The sequence below is a fragment of the Pyxidicoccus xibeiensis genome (genome assembly GCF_024198175.1).
Lineage (GTDB): Bacteria > Myxococcota > Myxococcia > Myxococcales > Myxococcaceae > Myxococcus > Myxococcus xibeiensis.
This window is the reverse complement of record NZ_JAJVKV010000003.1, coordinates 948,016-972,877: the sequence shown is the minus strand read 5'-3', so window position 1 is coordinate 972,877 and position 24,862 is coordinate 948,016. Positions and strand designations below refer to the sequence as shown.

The 24,862-nt window shown below is 71.5% G+C and carries 20 protein-coding genes; 10 read left to right on the top strand and 10 right to left on the bottom strand.

From position 1 onward, the window contains the following. Positions 1-6: 6 nt before the first annotated feature. Positions 7-1,371: a sigma 54-interacting transcriptional regulator gene (locus tag LXT23_RS16845; protein ID WP_253981177.1), complete on the bottom strand. Its 1,365-nt coding sequence runs from the start codon at positions 1,369-1,371 to the stop codon at positions 7-9. Positions 1,372-1,493: 122 nt separating this feature from the next. Between LXT23_RS16845 and LXT23_RS16840 the strand changes: the two genes are divergently transcribed. Beyond that, complete coding sequence (locus LXT23_RS16840; protein WP_253981176.1) at positions 1,494-4,181, top strand: amidohydrolase family protein; 2,688 nt, start codon at positions 1,494-1,496, stop codon at positions 4,179-4,181. Positions 4,182-4,261: 80 nt separating this feature from the next. Here the strand turns inward: LXT23_RS16840 and LXT23_RS16835 are convergent, their stop codons facing one another. Then, positions 4,262-5,869, bottom strand: a complete 1,608-nt coding sequence (locus LXT23_RS16835; RefSeq protein ID WP_253981175.1) for a ligand-binding sensor domain-containing protein — start codon at positions 5,867-5,869, stop codon at positions 4,262-4,264. Between the two features lie 187 nt (positions 5,870-6,056). On the opposite strand from LXT23_RS16835, the gene LXT23_RS16830 reads away from it, so the two are divergent. Next, positions 6,057-6,773 carry a class I SAM-dependent methyltransferase gene (locus tag LXT23_RS16830; RefSeq protein ID WP_253981174.1) on the top strand — a complete coding sequence of 239 codons (717 nt, stop codon included), beginning with the start codon at positions 6,057-6,059 and terminating at the stop codon, positions 6,771-6,773. Here LXT23_RS16830 and LXT23_RS16825 read toward each other — a convergent pair. Both LXT23_RS16825 and LXT23_RS16820 read right to left on the bottom strand, forming a co-directional pair. Next, positions 6,770-7,462 (bottom strand): response regulator transcription factor, encoded by a 693-nt coding sequence (locus LXT23_RS16825; protein ID WP_253981173.1) that lies wholly within the window; start codon positions 7,460-7,462, stop codon positions 6,770-6,772. The genes LXT23_RS16830 and LXT23_RS16825 overlap by 4 nt on opposite strands. Further along, the gene (locus tag LXT23_RS16820) at positions 7,459-8,988 is read right to left on the bottom strand and encodes a sensor histidine kinase (RefSeq protein ID WP_253981172.1); all 1,530 of its coding nucleotides are present in this window, start codon (positions 8,986-8,988) and stop codon (positions 7,459-7,461) included. The genes LXT23_RS16825 and LXT23_RS16820 overlap by 4 nt, the downstream gene beginning before the upstream one ends. A gap of 257 nt (positions 8,989-9,245) precedes the next feature. On the opposite strand from LXT23_RS16820, the gene LXT23_RS16815 reads away from it, so the two are divergent. Further along, positions 9,246-11,270 carry a c-type cytochrome gene (locus LXT23_RS16815; protein ID WP_253981171.1) on the top strand — a complete coding sequence of 675 codons (2,025 nt, stop codon included), beginning with the start codon at positions 9,246-9,248 and terminating at the stop codon, positions 11,268-11,270. A 69-nt stretch (positions 11,271-11,339) separates the two neighbouring features. Here LXT23_RS16815 and LXT23_RS16810 read toward each other — a convergent pair whose 3' ends face one another. Beyond that, entirely contained in the window at positions 11,340-11,906 is a 567-nt protein-coding gene (locus tag LXT23_RS16810; protein ID WP_253981170.1) for a hypothetical protein, read from the bottom strand. A 180-nt stretch (positions 11,907-12,086) separates the two neighbouring features. Between LXT23_RS16810 and LXT23_RS16805 the strand changes: the two genes are divergently transcribed. Both LXT23_RS16805 and LXT23_RS16800 read left to right on the top strand, forming a co-directional pair. Next, on the top strand, positions 12,087-13,028 hold the full coding sequence (locus LXT23_RS16805) for a hypothetical protein (RefSeq protein ID WP_253981169.1): 942 nt from the start codon (positions 12,087-12,089) through the stop codon (positions 13,026-13,028). Positions 13,029-13,075: 47 nt separating this feature from the next. Next, on the top strand, positions 13,076-14,083 hold the full coding sequence (locus LXT23_RS16800; RefSeq protein WP_253981168.1) for an NAD(P)H-dependent glycerol-3-phosphate dehydrogenase: 1,008 nt from the start codon (positions 13,076-13,078) through the stop codon (positions 14,081-14,083). A gap of 373 nt (positions 14,084-14,456) precedes the next feature. Here the strand turns inward: LXT23_RS16800 and LXT23_RS16795 are convergent, their stop codons facing one another. The 4 genes from LXT23_RS16795 to hflX form a co-directional block, all read right to left on the bottom strand. Next, the gene (locus tag LXT23_RS16795; RefSeq protein ID WP_253981167.1) at positions 14,457-14,894 is read right to left on the bottom strand and encodes a hypothetical protein; all 438 of its coding nucleotides are present in this window, start codon (positions 14,892-14,894) and stop codon (positions 14,457-14,459) included. Positions 14,895-14,916: 22 nt separating this feature from the next. Further along, positions 14,917-15,351, bottom strand: a complete 435-nt coding sequence (locus tag LXT23_RS16790; RefSeq protein WP_253981166.1) for a DUF4275 family protein — start codon at positions 15,349-15,351, stop codon at positions 14,917-14,919. A 46-nt stretch (positions 15,352-15,397) separates the two neighbouring features. Beyond that, positions 15,398-15,835: a hypothetical protein gene (locus LXT23_RS16785; RefSeq protein WP_253981400.1), complete on the bottom strand. Its 438-nt coding sequence runs from the start codon at positions 15,833-15,835 to the stop codon at positions 15,398-15,400. Positions 15,836-15,911: 76 nt separating this feature from the next. Further along, positions 15,912-17,564: a GTPase HflX gene (hflX, locus tag LXT23_RS16780; protein ID WP_253981165.1), complete on the bottom strand. Its 1,653-nt coding sequence runs from the start codon at positions 17,562-17,564 to the stop codon at positions 15,912-15,914. Between the two features lie 162 nt (positions 17,565-17,726). Between hflX and proB the strand changes: the two genes are divergently transcribed. After that, on the top strand, positions 17,727-18,860 hold the full coding sequence (gene proB / locus LXT23_RS16775; protein WP_253981399.1) for a glutamate 5-kinase: 1,134 nt from the start codon (positions 17,727-17,729) through the stop codon (positions 18,858-18,860). A gap of 29 nt (positions 18,861-18,889) precedes the next feature. Here the strand turns inward: proB and LXT23_RS16770 are convergent, their stop codons facing one another. After that, positions 18,890-19,351 carry a hypothetical protein gene (locus LXT23_RS16770; RefSeq protein ID WP_253981164.1) on the bottom strand — a complete coding sequence of 154 codons (462 nt, stop codon included), beginning with the start codon at positions 19,349-19,351 and terminating at the stop codon, positions 18,890-18,892. 316 nt (positions 19,352-19,667) lie between these two features. Here LXT23_RS16770 and LXT23_RS16765 point away from each other — a divergent pair, with 316 nt between their 5' ends. From LXT23_RS16765 to LXT23_RS16750, 4 genes are all read left to right on the top strand, one after another. Next, complete coding sequence (locus LXT23_RS16765; RefSeq protein ID WP_253981163.1) at positions 19,668-20,693, top strand: helix-turn-helix transcriptional regulator; 1,026 nt, start codon at positions 19,668-19,670, stop codon at positions 20,691-20,693. Beyond that, complete coding sequence (locus LXT23_RS16760) at positions 20,690-21,616, top strand: WYL domain-containing transcriptional regulator (protein ID WP_253981162.1); 927 nt, start codon at positions 20,690-20,692, stop codon at positions 21,614-21,616. Before LXT23_RS16765 ends, LXT23_RS16760 begins: the two co-directional genes overlap by 4 nt. Before the next feature lie 9 nt (positions 21,617-21,625). After that, positions 21,626-23,224, top strand: a complete 1,599-nt coding sequence (locus LXT23_RS16755) for an FHA domain-containing protein (protein WP_253981161.1) — start codon at positions 21,626-21,628, stop codon at positions 23,222-23,224. 302 nt (positions 23,225-23,526) lie between these two features. Beyond that, complete coding sequence (locus LXT23_RS16750; RefSeq protein WP_253981160.1) at positions 23,527-24,786, top strand: phospholipase D-like domain-containing protein; 1,260 nt, start codon at positions 23,527-23,529, stop codon at positions 24,784-24,786. Positions 24,787-24,862: the final 76 nt, after the last annotated feature.

The following is a 24,862-nucleotide window of genomic DNA, read 5'->3' as shown; positions in this document are numbered from 1 at the left end:
CGCCCTTCAGTCGCCCTCGCTCTGCACCAGGCCGTACTTGTGCAGCAGCGAGTAGAGGTGCTTGCGGTCCAGCTCGGCCTCGCGGGCGGCGCGGGCGATGTTGCCCTTGGCGCGGCCGAGCAGGCGGGTGAGGTACTCCCGCTCGAAGGCGCGGACGAGCTCGTCCTTGCAGACCTTGAAGGGGCCGGTGAACTCCGCGGGGAGGAAGTCGCCGGCGGGGGCGGGGGGCTCGCGGGTGAACTCGCGCAGCAGCGTGTCCCCGGCCAGCTCCGGGATGTCCACCATGTGCCGGGCGCGCTCCAGCGCGTTGCGCAGCTCGCGCACGTTGCCCGGCCAGGTGTGCCCGTTGAACTGCTCGCGAATCTTCTCCGGCAGCCGCGTCCACAGGCCCTCGCCGGCGAAGGCGTCCACCAGCAGGGGGATGTCCTCCTTGCGGTCTCTCAGGGCGGGCAGGCTGAAGGTGAAGACGGAGAGGCGGAAGTAGAGGTCCTCGCGGAAGCGGCCCGCCTGCGTCTCCGCCCACAAATCCTTCTTGCTGGCGACGACGATGCGCGCGTCGAAGGAGATGGGCGACGAGGAGCCCAGCCGGCGGAACTCCCGGTCTTCGATGGCGCGCAGCAGCTTGGGCTGCAAATCGAGGGCGAGGTCGTCGATTTCGTCCAGGAAGAGGGTGCCACCGTTGGCTCGCTCCAGGCAGCCGATGCGCTGGCCCACCGCGCCGGTGAAGGCGCCCTTCTCGTGGCCGAACAGCTCGCTCTCGATGAGGGAGTCGGACACGCTGGCGCAGTCGAAGACGACCAGCGGCCCGGGGGCGCGCGGGCTGAGCTTGTGGATGGCCTTGGCGGCGGCGCCCTTGCCGGAGCCCGTCTCGCCCACCAGCAGCACGGTGGAGTCGGTGGGGGCGATGCGCTGGAGCAGGGCGAATATCTGCCGCATGGGCAGGCTGCGGCCCACCAGGTCGCCCAGCCGGTCCTCGACGGTGGGCTCCACCTGGACGGGGGACACCTGGGGGCTGAAGCGCAGGCGGACGTCGCCGACCTCGAGCAGGGCGCCGGGGCGCAGGTACGCCTCGCGCACCTGGGCACCGTCCAGGAAGGTGCCGTTGGTGGAGTCCAGGTCCTGCACGAGGAAGCGGTCGCCCTGGCGGCGCACCACCAGGTGGTTGCGGCTCACCGTGGGGTGGTCGATGACGACGTCGTTGTCCGGCGCCTTCCCCACGCTGAGGGACTCGTTGGCCAGGGGGAAGACGGTGCCGGCGCGCTCGGTGTCGAGCAGCACCAGGTGGAAGTGCTGCTCGGAGAGCCTCTCTCCCTGCGCCCGTGCGCCGACGACGGTGTGGGTAGGGATGGGGGCGGGGGGTAGGGCGGGCATGACTGGTGGGGATTCTAGACGGCTTCGAGCCGCGTGGTGACTTCCTATCCCTGGAGGCTGACTCTGCCCACCAGGCAGCCGGGCGTGGCCGGGGCCCGGCGGGACCTGCTACGACGCCCTCCATGCGCACACGCTCCCTGCTCCTGCTGCTGGCCACCGCCTGCGCCTCCGCCCCCCAGACACTTCCACCTGTTGAGAAATTGGTTCCCGCGCGCCCGCCCTCCCGCGTCTGGAAGCAGCCGCGCGCCGTCGTGGTGCGGCATGCCACGGTGATGCCGGCCACCGGCCCGGCCATCGAGGACGGCGCGGTGGCCTTCGTGGACGGGAAGCTCACCGCCGTGGGCCGCAACGCGGACGTGACGTCGCCCCCGGGCGCCGAGGAGGTGGACGGCACCGGCCTGTACGTGACGCCCGGCATCATCGACGCGCACAGCCACCTGGGCGTGTATTCCTCACCGTCCAGCTTCTCCAACGACGACGGCAACGAGGCCACCGCGCCGGTGACGGCCGAGGTCTCCGCCGAGCACGCCTTCTGGCCCCAGGACCCGGGCCTGCGGCGCGCCGCGGCGGGCGGTGTCACCTCGCTCCTGGTGCTGCCGGGCAGCGCCAACCTGATTGGCGGGCGGGGCTACCCGGCGAAGCTGCACTTCGGCCGCTCGGCGGCGGAGCTGCGCTTTCCGGGGGCGAAGGACGTGCTGAAGATGGCGTGCGGTGAGAATCCGCGCCGCGTCTACGGCGAGGGGAAGAAGGTGCCGCCGGCCACGCGCATGGGCAACGTGGCGGGCTACCGGCAGGCCTTCGCGCAGGCGCGCGAGTACATGGACAAGCTGGAGGAGTGGAAGAAGAAGAAGGAGAAGAAGCCCGACGAGGCCGGCCCCGCCCCGCTGCGCGACTTGAAGCTGGAGACGCTGGCCGACGTGCTGCGCGGCGAAATCCTGGTGCAGAACCACTGCTACCGCGCGGACGAGATGGCGGTGATGCTCCAGGTGGCGGAGGAAGCCGGCTACCAGATTCGTGCCTTCCACCATGCGCTGGAGGCCTACAAGCTGCGCGACAGGCTCGCGGAGAAGAACGTGGGCGTGGCCACGTGGGCGGACTGGTGGGGCTTCAAGCTGGAGGCGTGGGACGGCATCCCGGAGAACGCGGCGCTGGTGGCGCAGGCGGGCGCGAAGGCCGTCATCCACTCCGACTCGGCGTACGGCATCCAGCGGCTGAACCAGGAGGCGGGCAAGGCGATGTGGCGGGCGCGCGAGTCCGGCCTCCCCGTCACCGAGGAGGAGGCGCTGCGCTGGGTGACGCTCAACCCCGCGTGGATGATGGGCGTGGAGGCCGTCACCGGCTCGCTGGAAGTGGGGAAGATGGCGGACGTGGTGCTGTGGCGCGGGCACCCGCTGAGCGTGTACGCGCGGGCGCAGCGCGTGTGGACGGACGGCGTCGTCACCTTCGACGCGGCCACCGGCGTGGTGGACGCCAGCGACTTCGAGGTGGGAGAGAGCGCCGCCAACGCCGCGAAGCTGGTGGCGAAGTCCGCGCCTTCACCGTCGCTGGAGGACCTGGGCCTCGCCGCGCGCTGCGACGTGACGAAGGATGCGGCCTGCGCCGCGCTGCTGCCCCTGGAGCCGCAGGCCTGCACCGTCTTCACCGGCGTGACGGCCTTCACCGGCACCGAGTGGGTGAAGGACGCCCTGGTGCACGTGGTGGGCGGCCGGGTGGAGGCCGTGGTGCGCAGCGCTCGCGGGACGCTGCCCGCGGGCTGCCGGCAGGTGGACGGGAAGGGGCGGGTGCTGACGGCGGGCCTCATCGACCCGCTGACGGAGCTGGGGCTGGTGGAGGTGGGCGCCGAGGAGACGACGCAGGACGACGGGCTGCGCGGGGACGCGGCGAAGCAGGACGTGCGCGCGGCGCTGCTGGCCGCGGACAGCATCCACTCGGCATCGGCCGCCTTCCCGGTGGCGCGGCTGGGCGGAGTCACCGGCGTGGTGTCGGCGCCGAGGGGCGGGCTCTTCGCCGGGCGCAGCGCCTTCGTCACGACGGACGGTGCCATCCGCTACACGCCGTTCGCCATGCACCTCAACCTGGGCATCACCGGGCGGGACGCGGTGTCCGGCTCCCGCGCGCGGGTGCTGGAGCGGGTTCGCGAGCTGCTGTTCGACGCGCGTGAGTACGGCCGGCGCAAGGCGGACTTCGAGCAGCGCCGGATGCGCGACGTGGCGGCGAGCCGGCTGGACTTGGAGGCCCTGCAGCCGGTGCTGGCGGGAAAGCTGCCGGTGGTGGTGCGGGCCGAGCGCGCGTCGGACATCCGCGCCGCGCTGGGGCTGGCGAAGGAGTACGGGCTGAAGCTCATCATCGCCGGGGGCAGCGAGGCGTGGATGCTGGCGCCGGAGCTGGCGAAGGCGAACGTGCCCGTCATCCTCCAGCCCACGCAGAACCTGCCGGCGGACTTCGACCGGCTGCACAGCCGGCTGGACGCGGCGGCGCTGCTGCACGCGGCGGGAGCCCGGGTGCTCATCTCCGTGCTGGGTGAGCCGGGCATGGTGCGCACGCTGGCGCAGGAGGCGGGCAACGCGGTGGCGTGGGGCCTGCCTCACACCGAGGCGCTGCGCTCGGTGACGCTGGAGGTGGCGGCGGCCTTCGGCCTGCCGGACGAGGGCCGCATCGCCCCGGGCGCCTCGGCGGACCTGGTGCTGTGGAACGGCGACCCGCTGGAGTCGTCCACGCGCCCGGTGGGTATGTGGCTGGCCGGCAAGCAGGTGCCGCTCACCAGCCGCCAGCAGGCCCTGTTCGAGAAGTACAAGGTGCTGCCGAAGTAGGGCGCTTCCGGAAATGAAGACGGCGGCCGTCCCCTGGTGAGGAGGACGGCCGCCGTGCCCTTCAGGCCACCCGGGTGGGGTCAGTCACCCGAGTAGATACCGATGGCGCCCGTCGTCTGGACGTTGGTCTTCGGATCCAGGGAGCCCATGAAGGCCACCAGCATCCGGCGCTTGCCCGTCGACGTGTCCGCCTGGATGTCGCTGATGCGCAGCATTCCGTACTGCCGGCCGAACTCGTTCAGGCTGTAGTTGGTGATGCTCCCGCCCTTCACGCGGGAGATGCCGCCGCCCCAGCTGGCGCCCGTCCAGACGCTGCCGTCCAGCGGGTCCAGGGAGAGGGCCGACAGGTACTTGTCCACCAGCCCCGAGCCCGCGCCCAGGCGCCCGACCACGTTGCCGCTCGCGTCCAGGCGCGCCAGGCCGTTGCTGAACGAGCTCACCCACACCGTGCCGTCGCCCGCCACCGCCACGCCGGACACGTGGTCCGGCACGCGCTCGTTCGGCTTCGAGTACTCGGGCTTGGCGTCCGGCCACAGGTCCAGCTTGTTGCTGGCGTCGTTCTCCGTGCCCGTCTGCGCGCGCCAGAAGTTGCCGCCATTGGTGCCGTACTTGAAGCGCGTGGAGCGGTCCGAGCCGCCGAACCAGACGTCGCCGCTGGGGTCCAGGCCCACGCCGTAGTACGCGTCCGTCAGCAGCACCGTGTTGCCCGCCGCGTTGAGCGCGTTGATGTGCGGGTGCACGTGCTCCAGCACGCCCGAGCAGTTGAGCTGCCCGTTGCACATGGGCGCGCCCTTGAACTCGGCCTCGCCGCGCGCGAAGCCGTGGTTGGCGCCGAACCAGACGCTGTTGGTGTTCTTGTCGTACTTGATGCGGAGGATGCTGCAGATCTTCTCGCGGCCACGCAGCTCGTCCCGCACCACGTTGGGGCCGGAGAAGATGTCGTAGTGCACCACGTTGATGGCGCCGTCCGTCAGCAGCGTCACCTTGTCCGCGTCACCGCTCTTGTAGCGCGCCGGGTCCGGCCTGGGGCCGTCCCAGTTGCTCTCGCAGTGGTCCGCGCCCGTGCCGGGCATGCCCTCGTAGCCCACGTAGACGGTGCCCGCCTTGCCGCCGGACACGGAGATGACCTTCAGGTACTTGGCCCCGGCGGGCGCGCTGCCGTCCGGCATGAAGCCGTAGGGCCGCAGGCCGTCCTCCAGGCCGTAGCGCTTGAAGCGCTCCGCGCCCGGCTTCAGCAGGAACAGGCCCTCCTCGCCGCCGGCCACCCAGACGTTGCCGCCCTCGTCGGCCGTCACCCCGTACACCACCTTGGGGCCGCCCTGCTCCACGCCATAGAAGGCCCAGCCCGCGGTGGTGGGAAGGGGCGGAATCTCCACCTTCGGCCCCGACGGAGGCGGAGGCGGCAGAGGAGGAGGCGGCGGAGGCGGCGGCTCCTGCGGCCCACCGTCCGGAGGAGGCTCCTGCGTGCCCCCGTCCGGCACCGGGTCCACGGTGCCGCTGTCCGGCACCGGGTCCACCGGTGGGTTCACCTGAGGGCCCCCCGGCCCTTCCGGAGGCTGGGGCGTCGGGTCGTCCAACCCGGGGTTGCCCCGCTCCGACTCATCCGCGCTGCTCTCCGAGGAGCAGCCCGCCGTCCACATCGCACCCGCCACGAAGAGCGCGCCCGCCCATCCCCATCCGCGCTTCATCCGCCACCACCTCATTCGAGAAAGCCGGCTGTCCCGCCGTGGGACGCCGTTTCCGCGCCTTCCCATGGCAAGGAGGGTGCCAGCGGCCCCTGCCCGAAGGAGGGGCGGCTCCGTCCGCTCCCCGACAGGGCGTGGGTAGCGGCGTTCCCACCCTGAGCACGCGGCTGTCCCGAATTGCCCCGGAAACGTGCTAGTTGCTCCCCAGATGGGCGGGAACGACGCGCGGGGCCGGACGCCGTTATCACTCGTAGGGCAGGAGCCGGACCTCCTCTTCTACACACGCCAGGCAACCGAGCACGGCGAGCCCGTGCTGGTGCTGGGCGCCGCCAATGGGCGCGTGGTGTGGGCCCTGGCCGAGCACGGCTTCACCACCGTGGGCGTGGACCCGTCCGAGGTGATGATCCGCTCCGCCGAGGAGCGCCGCGCCTCGGAGTCCCAGGAGGTCTCCCACCGCGCCCGCTTCCAGGTGGGCGACTTGCGCTCGCTGCGCCTGCCGGACCGCTTTCCGCTGGTGCTCGCCCCGCAGCACGCGCTGGGGCTGATGCCGGGCAACGACGACCTGGAGGCCTTCCTCGCCACCGTGCGCCACCACCTGGCCCCGGGCGGGACGTTCGTCTACGACGTGCTCAACACGCCCCGCGAGCCGGTGCTCCCGCGCGACGACGAGGAGCCCGGCGCCGGGCTGGAGCCCCGCCGCCCGCTGTTCGCGCTGCACCTACGCGAGCGGAAGCGGCCCGGCGCCCCCAGCCCCATCCGCCGCCTCAAGCTGCGGCACTTCTCCCCGGAGGAGCTGGACACGGCGCTCACCACCGCCGGCCTCGTCCCGCGCGAGCGCTACGGGCGCTTCGACGGCAAGCCGTTCGACCTGGAGGACTCGCGCCACATCGGCATTGCCGGGCCCTAACGCTCGAAGCGGTAGCCCAGGCCGCGCACGGTGAGGAAGTGGCGCGGCGCCTCCGGGTCCGGCTCGAACTTGAGGCGCAGCTGGCGCATGAAGTTGTCCACGGTGCGCGCGCTGCCCTCGTAGTGGTAGCCCCACGCGCCGGACAGCAGCTCCTCGCGGGTGAAGGTCCGGTCCGGGTGCCCGAGGAAGTGGGCCAGCAGCTTGAACTCCTGCGCGGTGAGCTCCACGGGCGCCCCCGCGCGCGTCACGGTGCGCGCGGCCATGTCCACGCTCACGTCGCCGAACGTCACCGTGGGCGCGGCGTTCGCCGACGGGTAGCGCCGGCGCAGCACGGCCTTGATGCGCGCCAGCAGCTCCTGGAGGCCGAAGGGCTTCACGACGTAGTCGTCCGCGCCCAGGTTGAGGCCGAGAATCTTGTCCGTCTCCATGCCCTTGGCGGACAGCACGACGACGGGCGTGTCCCGCCCGCGCTGGCGCAGCTCCTTGAGCACCTCGAAGCCGTTGAGCTCCGGCAGCATGAGGTCCAGCACCACCAGGTCCGGCGCCTCGTCCAGCGCGCGCGCCAGTCCCGCGCGCCCGTCCTGGGCCTGGAGGACCTCGTAGCCCTCGAAGCGCAGGTTCATGGACAGGCCGGCGAGGATGGACAGGTCGTCCTCCACCACCAGGATGCGCCGCGTCTTTTCGGTCATGCCTTCCCCACCGGCAGGTGGATGGTGAACCGGCTGCCCCGGCCCGGCTCGCTCTGCACGGCGATGCGGCCGCCGTGAGCCTCGACGATTCGCCGGGCGATGGCCAGCCCCAGGCCGCTGCCCTCCGTCTTGCGCGTCATCAGGTTGTCCACGCGGTAGAAGCGCTCGAAGATGCGCTTGCGTTCCTTCGGGGCGATGCCCACGCCGTTGTCCTCCACGGACAGGTCCACGAACTTCCCTCCCCCTCGCGCGGTGAGGGTGATGCGCCGGTCCGCGGGCCCGCTGTACTTGTAGGCATTCTGCAGCAGGTTGAGCAGGGCCCCGGCCACCGCTTCCTTGTCCACGTCCAGCCGCGGCAGGCCCTCGGCCACGTCCACCTTCAGGTCCACGCCGCCCTCCAGCCGCTGCGCGCGGAAGGCCGCCACCGCCGCCTCCACCACGTCCATGACGGGTAACGGCGCGCGCTGGTACACCTTGCGCCCGCCCTCGATGCGCGCCCAGTCCAGCACGCGCTCGATGAAGATGGAGAGCCGCTCCGTCTCGCGCGTCAGCAGGGTGAGCACCTCCTGCATCTGCGCCGGGTCCTTCAGCCGGCCCAGGGCGAGCGTCTCGATGAACATGCGGATGGAGGTGAGCGGCGTGCGCAGCTCATGGCTCACCAGGGACACGAAGTCCGTCTTCATCCGCGACAGCTGCGCTTCACGGTAGAGGGCGCGGCCCGTGTAGACGACGCCAAACGTCAGCGTCAGGTAGAACAGGCCCAGCAGCACGCCGTACAGCACGCGGTTGCGCGTGGAGGCGCGCGCCACCGGGTCCTCGCCGGTGGGCAGCACCACCAGCCGGAAGTCCTGCAGGGGCGGGGACAGCACGCGCTCCGCCAGGCCCATGGGGCCCAGGGCGCTGGCGCGTGCCTGCGCCACCTCCGACACCAGCTTGCCCATCAGCCCGCTCTCGGTGGCCTCGCGCGGCACCGGCTGCAGGGTGAAGCGCACCGGCTCGCCGGACACGGCGCGGGGGTCCACCCGCTCGGCCATCAGCGTCTCCAGGGCCCGCACCGACAGGCGCACGCCGTGCACCACGTCCCCCTCGCGCTCGGCGGCCACCATCACCGCGCGCGTCCCCGTCGCCAGGGAGAAGACCGTCGGCTCGGTGGGGAGTGCGCCCGCCTCCGGCAGCACGGCGGTGAGCGCCTCCTGGAGCTGCGGGTCGTTCGTGTGGACGCGCCCGCCCTCCACCTGGAAGGTGCCGTCCGGCTCCGACACGCTGCGGCCATCCGGCAACACCAGGCGCAGCGTGCCGGCCTCCTCCACCAGGCGCGCCGACGCCAGCGCCCGGGGCAGCTGGTCCGCCATCGACTCCAGCGTCCCCCGCCAGGCCGACTCCAGCCGCTTCTCCACCGCCGCGCGCTCGTTGATGATGGCCACCACGCCGAAGCCCGACAGGCCGGCGGACGGCACCACCACCAGCACGATGAGCAGGGCGAACGTGCGCCGGAAGTTGAGGATGACAGGGGGCGAGCGCGACACGGCTCCTCTCCTTTACTCCCACCCGGAGCCACATGCTCGCGGCGTTTGGACCCGGACTGCGGGAGTGGACTGTCCACCACCCGCACGCTGGGTGTGGAAGGAATCGACTTCCGGGGCTTTCTGGTGCAAGCATGTGGGGCCGCGGGGGAGGCGAGCGTCCAGGGCCGGCCGCCATTTCCCCCGTCACAAGGCAAGGCGTTCCGGAATCTGGCACGGGCAGGTGGGTGGTGGGCCGGGGCGCACGAGGAGGACATCCCATGAGACGGCACGTTCTGGCCGCGGTAGTGGCTTCGGTGCTGGGGCTGACGGCGTGTGGTGACCGTCAGGCCGAGGCAACCTGGAGCAATTCCTCCGGCTCGGTGGCGCTCAGCCGCGACGACGCCTTCCTCTACGTGGTGGACGCCGACAACGGCATCCTCGCGGTGGTGGACACCGCGCGCGGCGAGAAGGTCGGCGAGGTGAAGGTGGGCCAGCGCCCCGAGCGCGTGGCGGTGGGCCCGGACGACACCGTCTACGTCTCCAACCGGGGCGAGCGCAGCGTGTCCGTCATCCGCCGGGGTGACTGGAACGAGGCGGCGCGCATCTCCGTGGGCGTGGAGCCCATGGGCCTGGCGGTGGCGCCGGGCGGGGACACGCTGTACGTGGTGAACAGCACCGCGCTGGACTCCACCGCGCACGGCACGCTGATGGCGGTGGACACGCGCTCGCTGCAGGTGCGCTGGGAGCTGCCGGTGGGCGAGGAGCCGCGCGGCATCGCCCTGGTGGACGGTGGCAAGCGCGCGCTGGTGAGTCTCTTCCGCCACAGCGACCTGGTGACGGTGGACCTGGCGGACAGCGGCCGGCCCCGCGTGCAGCGGGAGCGCACGGACCTGTACTCGCGCGCCAACGTCCAGAGCGGCCCCAGTGACGTGCCCGAGGACCCTTCCTTCCCGGGGCAGTTCACCAACGTCACCTTCCGGCCCCGGGGCATGGCGGACGTGGTGGTGACGCCGAACGGTGAGCGCGCCCTGGCGCCGATGCAGTGGGCGCGCGAGGACCGCCTCGGCGGGCCGAGCCAGCCGGGCATGCCTTCGGGCGGCGACTCGCTGTACGGCGGCGGCCCCCCCTGTGGCACGGGCGGCGCCACGGGCGGCGTGGTGGCCCCCGGCATCGTCACCTTCGACACGGAGGACGGCAGGCCGCTGGTGGACGACCTGGACCAGTGCCGCCCGCCCCCGGAGGAGATTCCGGACTTCGTGCCGTCCACCATCCGCAGCCCGGAGCTCACGCACGCGATTCAGGGCCCGGTGGCCGCGGTGGTGGACCCGTCCGGCCTGTGGGTCTTCGTGGTGAACCGCGAGACGGACAACGTGGCCATCATGCCCACGGACCGCCGCACGGGGCCGGACCTGGTGAACTTCACCGGCAGCAGCGTGCGCCAGCTGGTGCGCGTGGGCTCGGGGCCCACCGGCATCGCCATGACGCGGGATGGCCGCAAGGCGTACGTCTACAACGCGTTCGACCACACGGTGACGACGCTGGTGAGCGACGGCTCCGGCAGCGTGGCCAACGTGCGCGCGGAGGGCCTGCCGCTGCCGCTGGCGGGGGACGTGCTGGAGCCGCAGGCGGTGGCCGGCCGCAAGCTGTTCTTCTCCGCGCTGGACACGCGCATGACGAGCGCCGCGGTGGGCACGTCCTGCGCGTCCTGCCACCCGGACGGCCGGGATGACGGCCACGTGTGGGGCTTCCCGGACGGCCCGCGCCAGACGCCCAGCCTGGCCGGCCGCATGGTGACGAAGACGGGCCCGTTCCACTGGAGCGGCGAGTTCCCCACGCTGCGCGACTTCCTGGACACCACGGTGCGCAAGCGCATGGGCGGCTCGGCGCTGGACAGCGTCATGGTGTCGCAGCTGTCCGCCTTCGTGGACGTCATCCCCGCGCCGGACAACCCGCACAAGCGCGAGGCGCTCACCGACGCGCAGGCCCGCGGCGCCCAGGTCTTCAAGAAGGCCGCGTGTGACGGCTGCCACGAGGGCGCGACGTTCACCAACAACAAGCAGGCGGACGTCGGCACCTTCATCACCACCGGCCCCATCCAGGACGACGTCCTGGTGCGGCGGCTGGGGCTGAACACGCCGTCGCTGCTGGGCCTGGCGCGCACGGCGCCGTACCTGCACGACGGCAGCGCCACGTCGCTGAAGGACCGGCTGGCGCAGGGGCGCAACTCGAACAAGCACGGCTCCACGGCGCAGCTCACCGACGCGGAGCTGGACGACCTCGTGGAGTACCTGCTGACGCTGTAGTCCGCGGGCCGCGCACGGGACGATGGGGGCCGCTTCGCGTGAGGACGCGGGGCCGGCCCCCTCGCCGTTTCAGGGCTCGCCCGCGTCGGGCGGCGGCGGCGTGGCGAGCGCGGCGGGCGTCGTGGCGCCCAGGGCGGAGCGCGCCACGTCGAGCGCCCGCTCCGCGTCGCCCCCCAGCCAGGTGACGACGAGCGCGCACGACGTGTCGTCATCCCACGTCATCACCTGCAGCATGCCCTGGGCGGGGGCGCGGCGGACGGCGGCGCGGCCCAGGGCGGGCACCTCCACGCCTCCGGCCTGGAGGGTGGGGGCCAGCAGCGCGTGCACGTCCGCCTGCGCGTAGCGGGGGTTGCAGTCCCACGTCACGGAGACGGAGACGTCCTTCTCCGACGTGGAGCGGAACGCGCACAGCGGCCCGCAGGTGGGGCACGCGCGCTCCTCCGTCATGGTGAAGCCGGGGAGCATCAAGTCGCGCGCGTCCGCGGGGAGGAGCACCTCGCAGCCCGGAAGGCCCGCGCCGGTGACGGTGGAGGAGGGCAGGGCGCCCGCGTCCGTCGCGGCGGAGTCGGCCGTGCGGGAGCGGCAGGCGCCCAGGGCCAGTGCCAGTACCAGTGCCGCTCGCCCTCCAACCCTCATCCCGTGGTCTCTCCCTGGCGCACGTTGGCGCGGCGCGGATGGTAGACCGGTACGGGCCCGGCGCGGCCACGTTTCCCGTGCACGGCTGCCCGCTACCGGACTGCGCCCACGCCGGGCCGGCGAGCGGGCGGGCTTCCCTCGTCTCGCCCCCCTCGGTGGACTAAGCTCGCGCCCGCTTCCATGGTCTCCGCCCGCCTCATCTCCCTGCTGCTCCTCGCCGTCCCGGGCGCACCCGCCCTGGCGCAGTCGTCCGCGGAGTCGCCCGCGCGAAACCCCACCCCGGACGAGTCCTGGGCGGCGCCCGCCGAGGTGGAGGCGCCCCGGCGCAACGGGCGTCCGGACGACGCGTCCTGGGAGGACTTTCCGGGCGCCACGGCGGTGCCGGCGGGGCAGGACGCCGCGGCGCTGCCGCAGTTGCCGGAGGTGCCGCCGCTCATCCCCGTGGAGGACGACGACGCCGTCCCCCGGGTCCGCCCGCGTGCGCCGCGCAGGCCCGAGGGGCCGCCCTTGCCGCCCAACCGGGTGAGCCTGCTGGGGGCGCGCACGGTGGGGCAGGGAGGGATTGCGGCGGGCCTGTCCCTGGGCTTCCCCACGATGTCCGCCCGGGTGGCGGTGGGGCTGCTGCCCCGCGTGGACGCCATCGTCGGGGTGGAGAGCCTCTACGGGCTGATGAACGAGGTTCGCGTGGGCGGGCGGTGGATGGTGCTGGATGGCGGTCCCCGCTGGAGCCTGGGCGTGGCGGTGGAGGGCGGCCATGCCTTCTTCCTGCGGCCGGCGAGCGTGGAGGAGAGGGGAGCGCGCTACATCAGCGGCCGGCGCAACTGGAACGTGCTGCCCGGCGTGGTGGGCAACCTCCAGCTGGGCAGGAGCCGGGGGACGCGCCTGTACATGGACCTGCGCTACCACCTCTCGCTGGACACGGAGGCCATCCAGCGTACGCCCTTGGGCGGGCTGCCGCCCTCGGTGGTGACGGGCAGCGCCTTTCCGCTGCGGTTCGGCGCGGAAGTGCCCCTGAGCGAGAAAACGTCCTACTCTGTGACGGTGGGCGGGGACCTGCGGACCCGCCCCGAGGACGCCGACTTCATGCCCGTCATCGCCGTCGGCATCGTCACCGGATTCTGAAGAGGCTCGAGAGCGGCCTCTCCTCCCACCCCCCAGCGAGGTCCTGCATGCGCGGCACTGTCATCGGCTCCGGCTCCTTCGGTACGGCCCTGGCGAACGTCCTCGCGGTGAACTGCGAGGAGGTGCGGCTGTGGGGCCGTGAGCCCTCCGTTGTCGAAGGCATCAACACCCGGCACGAGAACATCACCTACCTGAAGGGCATCCCCATCTCCGAGCGCGTGCGCGCCACGAACAGCCTGGAGGATGCGCTGGCCGGCTCGGAGTTGGTGGTGCTGGCCACGCCCAGCCATGCCACGCGCGAGGTGGTGGCGAAGGCGACGCCGTACCTGCCGCGGCATGTGCCGCTCATCACGGTGGCGAAGGGGATTGAGAACGAGACGCTGCTGACGATGACGGAGCTCTTGGAGGACTGCCTGCCGGAGGAGTTCCACCCGTACATCGCGGTGCTGTCGGGGCCGAGCTTCGCGAAGGAGCTGGCGCGGCGGATGCCCACGGTGGTGACGATTGCGTCGCACTGGGACAAGGTGGCGGTGCGCTGCCAGAAGGCGCTGCAGACGGAGACGTTCCGCAGCTACACGTCCACGGACGTGGTGGGCGTGCAGTACGGCGGCGCGCTGAAGAACGTGATTGCGATTGCGGCGGGCATGGCGGACGGGCTGGGCATGGGCCACAACGCGCGCGCGGCCATCATCACCCGGGGGCTGGCGGAGATTACGCGCCTGGCGGTGCGCAAGGGCGCCAACCCGCTGACGCTCTCCGGGCTGTCCGGCATGGGGGACCTGGTGCTGACGTGCACGGGCGAGCTGAGCCGCAACCGGCACGTGGGCATGGAGCTGGGCAAGGGCCGCAAGCTGCCGGACATCCTGGCGGAGATGAAGGAGGTCGCCGAGGGCGTGAAGACGGCGAAGAGCGCGCGGGATTTGGAGACCCGGACGGGCGTGGAGCTGCCCATCTGCCATCAGGTGTACCTGATTGCCTACGAGGGCAAGAGCGCGAAGGCCGCGGTGGTGGACCTGATGACGCGCCAGCCGAAGTCGGAGCTGGCGGGGGGCTGAGCGGGAGGCGTTTCGCGCGCGGAGACAGGACTCAAGCAGGCGCCGGGCGTGGCCATTCAGCACATCGCCCGGTCCTGCGCCAGCGCGCCGCGAAGCACTCAGTCCTGAGGCTCGACGACCAACCACCTTCCGGCTGGCAGGGATGGCGGAGCCAGTTTGCCCAGGACGTCAATCAGCGCGGACTCGATGTCTGCAGTTGAGTCCGCCAGCTTCTCGGGCACGAGGTCGGCGACGTCCTCAAGTTCCGTCGCCGGATGAATGGCATAGCCACCGCCCGGCGAAGGGGCCGGGACATCCAGCCCCTTTCGCCGACGACTCCGTGCGAGGTATTGTCACCACCTGCCAGGAACGGTACCGGGCTGCCTCTTGATGCCTAGAACTCCGGGGGTGACCAGTTCTTGGAGGCCGGAACCACCGGTGGCCACCGCGCTGCCAGTTCATCCGTCAAGGCAAGCCCGCGCTCGGAGAGAAAACGCTCGAACTCAGCGAAGAAGACACGAACGTTCTTCTCCGACCCGTCCATCAGGTCGATGTGTCCCGCGAACCCCAGAGTTCGCTTGCTCTTCAGCTTCACGGCCAGCCACCGTTCGAACTCTTCCATGAGCCCGGTCTCTTCTTCGGAGAATCCAGGTAATCCCAGGTCTTGCCGGGCCTCTACATACCCTCGCAAGTACGTGGCCAGCGTACGGACGCGCTCGTCACCCATATACATTCCAGGTCGCTTCCGAACAGCACTCAAGAATGGGAGCAACCAGGAGTCCATTGATTTCAACGCCATATACTCACCCCTCAGAAATTCGAGGTCATTCACGTATAGGCTCCCAACGCCCGCTCTATCGCGCATCCATCCACTCCCGACGGCTGAAGTACGGCCCGAGTCCGATGGACATCTCGTGGGTGAAGGACATCGTCCATGAGAGGTCCGGTGGAAAGACATGGATTTCGTTCCTGAGCGAGATGAAGTCCGGTAGCAGGTGGGCTTCGAGCCTGAGTGCGGGCAGGGCCTCACTCTCCGGAATCACCAGCACCTCGCCCGGTTGCTCGAGCGAATAGGCATGCTGCGCCTTGGTGCCGCTCAGCGCGTGTGCGTATTTGAAGCTGAACACGTGCCACTCGAACTGCCCGTGCTTCCACTTGCCCGTCGCGGCATGGAGCGACGACGCATAGACGCTTCGCCACTCCTGCATCAGGCGCCAGCGCTCACGGCGCGACACCTCCGCCATGGTGCCGCAGCGGGACAGGACTGAGAGGTAGTCGCTCGTGCTCATCAAGCCCCCGAGTCCCAGCACGTCCCTGGAGGCGGCACGGTGACTGCTAGTACCTGCGCACGCTCGCATCGGGCGTAGCGCCGCGGACGCGCCACACGGTGAGCCGCTGGGAGTTGGTGTGGCTCACCACCAGGCCCTCCTGCTGCATCTGCTCCAGCAGGCGGTTCGTCTTGAGCCGATCCAGGCCCACCGACTTCGCCAGCATGTCGCCCGGCATGCCGCTGATGTTGCGGCGCAGCTCGTTGACGATGGCGCGCTTGAACTCGTTCTTCTGCAGGCCGTCCAGGTCCTGCGTCCTCCACGCCTGGAGGATGCCCGCGGCGATGATGACCAGCGTGAGCACGGCCAGCGCGGGGTAGATGATGTGGCTGTTCTGCTCCAGCAGCTCGAAGTACTTCGGCGACAGGGAGGAGACCGGCTTGGTGTATTCCGGTGCGGCCTGCGCGAGCAGCCCGTTCATCAGGAGCGTCTGGAAGGAAGTCATCGCCACGCCCCCGACTCTAGGAGGAGCCACGCCTCCCCCGCAACCGGGCGGAGGAGGCGCGGAGTGCCCCCGGGTCCTAGACGGCGCCGATGGCCTCGGTCGCACCCTCGGCGAACAGCGTGGTGTCCGCCTTGGCCAGCAGGGAGGCAAGCCCCTCGCGCGTCGCGGCGCTGATGGCCACGCCGCCCCGGCTGCGCAGCAGCGACTCGATTTCCTCTGGCGCCAGCTTGTCCGCCTTGTTCCACACCATCAGGCGCGGCTTCTCCATCAGCTCCAGCCCCTCGAGGATGTTCTCCACCGCCTCCACCTGCTCGTCCCGCGACGGGTCCGCCGCGTCCACGACGTGCAGCAGCAGGCTGGCGTCGTACAGCTCCTCCAGCGTGGCGCGGAAGGCCGCCACCAGGTCCTTGGGAAGGTCCCGGATGAACCCCACCGTGTCGGTGATGATGACCTCCCGCTCCTGCGGGAAGCGCAGCCGCCGGCTGGTCGGGTCCAGCGTGGCGAACAGCTTGTCCTCCGCCAGCACCTGCGCGTTGGTAATCGCGTTGAGCAGCGTGGACTTGCCCGCGTTGGTGTAGCCGACGATGGAGATGACGGGCAGCTCGCGCCGGTTGCGCTGGGCCCGCCGCACGCTGCGCTCGCGGCCGATGGCGTCGATGCGCTTCTCCAGATTCGTAATCCTGTCGCGCACGCGGCGTCGGTCGATTTCCAGCTTCGTCTCGCCAGGGCCCCGGCCGCCGATGCCACCCGCGAGCCGGCTGAGCGAGTCGTCGCTCTGCACCAGCCGGGGCAGCCGGTACTTCAGCTGTGCCAGCTCCACCTGGAGCTTGCCCTCGGCGCTCTGCGCGCGCTGCGCGAAGATGTCGAGGATGAGCTGCGAGCGGTCCAGCACCTTGAGGCTGGTGGCCTCGCCGATGTGGCGCCCCTGTGACGGGGTGAGGTCCTTGTCGAAGATGAGCAGGTCCACCATGGACTGCATGGAGCGGAGGTTCAGGTCCTCCAGCTTGCCGCGGCCGATGAGGTAGCGCGGGTCCGCCTCGCGGCGCACCTGGAGCACGCTGTCGATGACCTCCACGCCCGCCGTGCGCGCCAGCTCCTTCAGCTCCGCCAGGCTCGCCTCGGCCTTGCCGCGGTTGCCGTCCAGGCACACCGCCACGAGGATGGCCTTCTCACGGCCCGCCACGGTGCGCGCCGCCGCCTTGCGGCTGAACTCCTCCTCCAGCGCGCCCAGCGTGTCCGTCAGGTCCGGCTGCTCCCCGTGGACGGAGGGCAGCGTGCTGACGTGCCAGAACTCGCCGGTGCCATTCTCCGGCACGAGGTACGCGTAGTGGAGCACGCCGGGCAGGCCCTCCTGCTCCACGCCGATGGCCGCCACGCAGTCCAGGCGCAAGAGCGCGAGGTCCGTGAGGTCGTCCTTCGTCAGGGGCTCGCTCTTGAGGTGGGTGTGGACCAGCCGCAGGCCACGCAGACGCACCTGGCCGGCGCGGGCGCGGCCGATGTCCGGCAGCTCCAGCTTGTGGGCATTGCCCACCACGACATGCTCGATTTCGCCCTTGCGGTTGATGAGCACACCCACCTGCCGGTTCGTCTCACGCGACAGCTCGGTGAGGTGACGGGCAAGCTCGGGCGACACGATTTCGTGCGGCGACACGCGTCGCCGGAAGGTGTTGCGCAGCCGGTGCTGCTCGCTCGACTTGAGGCCCAGGGTGTTGCCGTAGATTTCCTTCAAACCGTCTCTCCTGGCGGGGGACTGAAGGCCCCCCGCGCATCCGGAACTCTATATGGCCACCCGGGGGGTGGGTTTCATGCCGCGGCCCGTTCCGAAAACCGCGACTGGATTGAACACACGGTGGACGCGCTCTCTTTCCGTTTCTGACCTACGCTGGTGACTGTGACTCCGATTTCCGCTGGCCGCACCGCCCTTCGCGCCGCCCGGCGCGTGGTGGTGAAGATCGGCACCAACGCCCTGACGAACGCCACCGGACGCTTCAACCGCGACCATTTCGATGCGCTGGGCCGGGATTTGTTGTGGGCCGCCCAGGGGCGCGAGCTGGTGGTGGTGTCCAGCGGCGCCATTGCCCTGGGCGTGGAGCGCCTGGGCCTCCCGGGGCGCCCCCGGGACATCCCGAGCAAGCAGGCGTGCGCGGCGGTGGGGCAGAGCCGGCTGATGCAGGCGTACGAGGAGGCCTTCAGCGGGGCGGGGAAGGTGGTGGCCCAGGTGCTCCTCACCCACGAGGACGTGCAGGACCGGCGACGCTACCTCAACGTGAAGCACGCCCTGGAGCGGCTGCTGGCCTCGGGCGTGGTGCCCGTCATCAACGAGAACGACACCGTCTCCGTGGACGAGCTGAAGTTCGGCGACAACGACACCCTGGCCGGGCTGGTGGCGGGCGTGGTGGAGGCGGACGCGCTCGTCCTCCTCTCGGACGTGGAGGGCCTCTACACCGGCGACCCGCGCCGGAACGCGGACGCCGAGCTGATGCTGACAGTGGAGCAAATCACTCCCGAAGTGCTGGCCCTGGCGGGGGGCACCACCAGCGGCGTGGGCACCGGAGGCATGGCCACCAAGGTGCGCGCCGCCGCACGGGCCACCGAGTCGGGCATCCGCTGCGTCATCACCTCCGGCGCCGTGCCCGGCCGCCTGAGGGCCGTGCTGGAGGGCGAGCCGGTGGGCACCCTCTTCGAGCCCGCCGGCAACCGCCGCAGCGCCCGGGCCACCTGGATTGCCCATGCCCTGCGGGCCCGGGGGAGGATCACCGTGGACGCGGGCGCGCGCGAGGCCATCGTCGGCCGCAAGCGCAGCCTGCTGCCCAGCGGCGTGCGCGGGGTGGAGGGCGACTTCGGACGCGGAGACCCGGTGGACCTGGCGGACGAGTCCGGCGCCGTGTTCGCCCGGGGGCTCGCCGCCTATGACGCCGGGGAGATGCGGCGCATCGCCGGCCGGCGCACGGGGGACATCGAGGCGGTGCTGGGCTACCGCTACCTGGACGAGGCGGTGCACCGCGACGACCTGGCGGTGCTGTAGGGGACCGCGGGGCAGGACAGCGGGCCTCCCTAGATGGAGGAGCCCTTGCTGTCGCGCTCACCCAACTGCATCAGCGCGCGGAACTCCGGCGAGTCCACCTTCATCAGGAGCAGGGACACCTCAAGCTCGCCCGGCACCCGGCCGAGCTGGAGCTTGCGCTGCTCGCCGTGCAGGAGCGCCAGCTCCGAGTGGCCCTCGGCCTCCGGCAGCAGCAGGTCCAGCTGGAGGAGGAAGGACTTGCCCTCGGCCCTCGGGGTGAGGACCAGGCTGTAGTCGGCGATGGGGGCGCCCGGGCGGCGGCGCTCGGCGCGCAGGGTGCGGCCCGTCTCTCCCAGCAGCTTCGGCTGCGCGACGAGCCGGCCCTCGCGGCGGACCTCGACGGCGAAGTAGAGCGGCTCGGCCCTGACGGCCGCGGGAGACACCACACTGCACAACCCCACCAGCAGCGCCAGCCCGGCAACCACGTTTCGGACGAGGAAGGTGCGGCGCATGGTGAGGTCCCTTCGGAAGCGCCCTCGCCGCGTCGGCCGCGCGGCGTCCAGCCGGGCGGGGCCCGGAACCGGCGCTTCTCACATCTCTTTAGACGCCTCAGGAATATCCCAGTCGCGCCCGGAGTGCGAGCCCCCCGTCGGGGGTTGTCCGCTTCCGGGCTGAGGGCCCGCCGACGTACAGACGAATACCTGCTTGTCTGTTCAGTGGATGCGGGATATCCGCCCGGACGCGAGCGGGCGCGCCGCCTGTTTCCTATCGTCACACGCCACTGCCTTGACCCCCCGGGGCCCGCCCGGCATGGTCGCCGACCTTCCGATGGAACGCACCGAACGCATCCTCGACCTCGTGGCCCTCCTGCTCGACGCGCGCGAGCCCATCTCCTGGGCCGAGCTGCGCGAGCACTTCCCCGCTGACTATGGAGGCTCGGACGACGCCGCCGAGCGCAAGTTCGAGCGCGACAAGGCGGAGCTGGTGGAGCTGGGCTTCCCACTCACCTACGTGCAGGGCGACGACGAGCGCAGGGACGGCTACATCGTCGACCGCGACGCCTACTACCTGCCCGAGGCGGACCTCACCAAGGAGGAGCTGGCCGTGCTGTACGCCGCCGGCTCCGCGGCCCTGGCCTCCGGCGCCTTCCCCGGCCGGGACGACCTGGCGCATGCGCTCCGGAAGATTGGCTTCTTCGCCGGCGAGTCACTGCCCACGCCGCGCGTGCGCATGGAGCTGGGCGGCGTGCAGGAGGGCGAGGAGAAGGAGGTCTCCGCCCGCCTGGAGCAGCTCTGGGAGGCGTGCGCCTCGCGCAAGTGGGTGGACATCACCTATGCCAGCCCCAAGCACCCCTCCACCACGCAGCGCAAGGTGGACCCGTACGGCCTCGCGCTGCGCCGCGGCGTCTGGACGCTGGTGGGCCACTGCCACCTGCGCGGCGGCCTGCGCACTTTCCACGTGCACCGCGTGCGCGAGCTGAAGGTGAACACCGCGCGCCCGCGCACGCCGGACTTCCAGGTGCCGCAGGACTTCTCGCTGGACGCCCACGTGGCGTACTTCCCGTGGCAGCACCGCTTCCACGAGCGCATGGAGGTGGTGCTGCGGCTGTCCGGCACGCTGGCCTCCCGCGCCGGAGGGCTCTTCCCGGGCGCCACGCTGGAGCCGGCGGAGGAGGGCGTGGTGCGTGCCCGGCTGCCGGTGACGTTCGTGGATGGCCTGGTGCGCTTCTGCCTGGCGCTGGGGCCGGACTGCCGCGTGGAGGGGCCGGAGCGCGCCCAGCAGCGGCTGCGGGAGATGGCGTCGCGCATCGTGGAGCGCCACACGGACGACACGCAGGACGAGGTGAGCGCATGAGCAACGTCCATGAGCGGCTCCGCCGCCTGCTGTTCCTCGTCCCCTACGTGTCCAAGCACCCCGGCGTCACGGTGGAGGCGCTCGCGAAGGCGCTCAACATCAGCCGGGAGGACCTGCTGGAGGAGCTGGACCTGCTCACGTGCGTGGGCCGGCCCCCCTTCAACCCGGATGACTACATCGACATCTACGTGGACAACGACCGCGTCTACGTGGACCTGGACCAGCGCCTGTTCGCGCCGCCCCGGCTGACGGCGGGCGAGGCCGCGGCCCTGGCCGCCTCGGCGGAGCTGTTGCGCCCGGCCGCGGGGGACGCGCTGCAGAGCGCCCTGCAGAAGCTGGAGCGCATCCTCCCGCCCGCCACCCGCGAGCGCTACCGGGAGATGTACCGGAAGATCGACGCCTCCGCGGAGGCTCCGCAGGCGCTGGGGCCCCTCACGCGCGCCATCATCGAGCGGCTGGAGGTGACGTTCGCCTACGCCAGCCCCGGCCGCGCCCCCGAGCCGCGCCGCGTGCGCCCGTACGAGCTGCTCAGCCACCGGGGCCAGTGGTACCTGCAGGGCTTCGACCACATGCGCCAGGACGCGCGCCTGTTCCGGCTGGACCGCATGGAGGACATCACCGTCACCGACACGGCCTTCCTGCCCCCGCCCGACGCCAGGGCGGACGTGCCCAACCCGGCCAGGAGCCGCGGCGAGGCGTCCGTGCGGGTGCGCTTCTCGCCCGTGGCCGCTCCATATGTGAAGGAGCGCTTCGGCCGGGACGCCCGCCCGCTCTCCGACGGAGGGGTCGAGGTGGTGGTGGCAGGCGACAGCGAGCGCTGGCTGACCCAGTGGGTGCTGTCCTTCGGAGGCGAGGCCCAGGTGATGGAACCGGCCAGCGCGCGTGCGGCCGTTGCCCGGGCGGCGCGGGCCTCTGTAGGATAGTAGCCCCCCATGCCTTTCCAGCTGACGATCTCCGAAGGAAGAGAAGCCGGTAAGGAGTTCGTCTTCGACCAGGACTCCGTACTCATCGGGCGGTCGACGGACTGCGACGTCGCGCTGTTCGACCCCGGTGTCTCCCGCAAGCACTGCCGCATCTTCCTCGACGGAGACGGCTATTCCGTCGAGGACCAGGGCAGTGCCAACGGCACGCTCGTCAACGGCACCCCGGCGGGCTCCCAGCCCCTGCAGGACGGCGACAAGCTGACCCTGGGCCCGGTGACGTTCGTCTTCGCCATGATGACGGACGAGCCGTCCACGGGTGAGGAGGCCCTCCCCGCCGGCGCGGAGGACGGCGCCAACAGCACCCGCATCGTGTCCGTGGACGCCCTGAAGCGTCAGCGCAACAAGGGCATGGCGCTGGCCCCCGAGGGCGCGGACGAGGAGGAGCTGGAGGAGCTGCGCCAGGGCGCCACCCGCAACAACCTCCGGGCGCTGCGTCCCGTGTCCGGGGCGTCCCGCGCCTCCGAGCCGAAGGCGGAACCGAAGTCGGAGCCGAAGGCCCTCGAGCGCGGTGGGGCCGCCACCTCGCCGCCCGCGCGGCGTCCGCAGACGGGGGCGACTCCGGCGCGCGTGCGTCCCGCCACGGGCGCCACGCCCGCGGGCGGCCTGTCCGCGGCCGAGCGCGCCCGCATCCGCCGCGAGTCCCCCGGCCTCGTCGCCAGCGCGAAGCTGTTCTGGGCGGACGCCAGCTCGGCCGTGCGCAGCGGCATCATCGGCGGCGGTGTGGCCGTGGTGCTCGGCATCTTCGGCCTCCTGTACTGGCTGGTCCTCAGCGAGGGCGACACGCGGCCGGCGGGCGAGGAGCCCGCGACGCTCGGCCAGCAGCCCATCCGCGACTCGTTCGGCCTGGGGCCGGGCGTGACGTGGGAGCGCGCGGACATGAAGATCTTCAGCTGGGAGTACACCGCCGCCACCAAGGCCGTGGTCATCCTCCACTACCAAGCGCAGGGCATCTCCAAGGACGAGGTGGTGGTGAGCGTCAACGGCGTGGACGTGGGCAAGGTGCCGCCCGACACGCTGGCCAGCCAGGACCGCTCGCTGGAGCTGATGATTCCGGCCCAGAACCTCAAGAAGGGCGAGCCCAACCGCATCATCTTCGACAACGTGAAGAACCCGCCGGGCGAGGAGCCCTGGCGCATCTGGAACGTGTGGGTGGAGCGCGCGCTGCTGCCGGACCTGCTCGCGGAGGAGCTGCTGCGCCAGGCGAACGAGTCCTACAAGCGCGGGCGCAAGAACTTCGAGACGCCGGACATCGGCGCGCGCAACCGCTACGAGGCGTGGAAGTCCTTCCGCGAGGCGTGGCTGATGCTGGAGGCCCACCCGGAGCCCAAGCCGGACCTCTACTTCGAGGCGCAGGAGCGCATGAAGGCCGCGCAGCAGGAGCTGGACCGCACCTGCGCCAAGCTGCTGCTCGAGGTCGAGGGCTACTACAACCAGGGCAACTACAAGGGCGCCTCCGCCACGCTGGACCACGTGAAGGAGTACTTCCCGGAGTACGACCAGCCCTGCGCCACCCGCGCGGAGAACAAGCGCGCCGAGTACGGGCTATAGGCCCGGACTCGACGTCGCACTTCCGGGCTGTAGGCCCGGACTCGACGTCGCACTTCCGGGCTGTAGGCCCGGACTCGACGTCGCACTTCCGGGCTGTAGGCCCGGACTCCCGGGCCTGACCTGGCCTCGTCCCTCCGGACTCCAGGCCCGGGGGACGAGCCGCCCTTGAGGAGTCCACGAACCATTGCCCGCCGGGACGGGGGGTTGCTCCGTCTGTCAGCGGACGTTGTCGCCCTCCGGGCGGACGGGCATCGGGGCCTTGGGTTGCCGGGTCGCGGAGGCATCCGCACCGTACGGTAGCCATGCGCGACCCGGAGGTGGTGATCCAGCAGTCAGGTGCTTCCAGTGAGGCGGAGTCCCGGCTGGCCCGCGCGGTGGGGCCGGTGCCCGCGCACCCGCCCGTGTGGAGCCCGAACGTCTCCGCGCTGCTCCTGTCGCGGTACTACCTGCCCCGCAGCCACGCCGTGGTGCAGGGCAACGCATGCCAGCTCCTGCGAGACGGGGTGGAGGCGTACCCGGCCATGCTGGAGGCCATCCGCCGCGCGCGGCGCTACATCCGGCTCGAGACGTACATGTTCATCACCGACGCCGTCGGTGAGCTGTTCGGCGAGGCGCTGGCGGAGGCGGCCGAGCGCGGCGTGCACGTGAAGGTGCTCTACGACGCGGTGGGCTCGTGGACGAGCCGCAAGAGCTTCTTCGAGGCCCTGCGCCGCCGCGGCGTGGACATCCGCGCCTTCAAGCCCTTCAGCCTGGCGAGGGGCCTGCGCCACCTGCTGCGCAGGGACCACCGGAAGATTCTCGTAGTGGACGGCGAGGTGGCCTTCACGGGCGGGGTGAACATCTCCGCGCACTGGGCGCCGGCGGGGCAGGGCGGGGGGTGGCGCGACGACGTGCTGCGCATCGAAGGCCCGGCGGTGCACGAGCTGGAGCGGCGCTTCCTGGCCACCTGGCGGATGATGTTCCAGGACAAGATCCACCGGCTGGCGGCGGGGCTGCGGCGCTGGCACCCCCGGCCCGTCCGGCGCGGGCAGGTGAGCCTGGCGGTGCTGTCCAGCCGGCGGAGCATCCACCGGGCCTACCTGCACGCCATCCACCGGGCGCGCAGCAGCGTGCTCATCGCGGCGGCGTACTTCATCCCGGACCGGCGCATGGTGGCGGCGCTGCGCGAGGCGGCGGGCCGCGGGGTGGAGGTGCACCTGCTGCTCAACGCGAAGAGTGACCACCCCCTCCTGGAGTTCGCCACCCGGGCCTTCTACGAGAAGCTGCTCGGCGCGGGCATCCGCATCTTCGAGTGGCAGCGGGGCGTGCTGCACGCGAAGACGGCCGTGGTGGACGGGGTGTGGGGCACCATCGGCTCGTTCAACCTGGAGCGGCTGAGCCTGGCCTTCAACCACGAGGTCAACGCGGTCTTCGCGGACCCGCGCCTGGGCCGGCAGTTGGAGGACTCCTTCCGCACCGACTGCGGCAACTGCCGGGAGGTCACCCTGGCCGAGTTCCGCCGCCGGCCCCTCTGGCGCAAGGTGCTGGAGCGCGTCCTGTACGCCTGTCGCAAGGTCCTCTGAGCAGGCCGCCGGGCGGGTGGGGAACCGTCCGCCCCTGGATGACCGCGCAGGAACCCTTTGCAACGCGTCAAAGGGG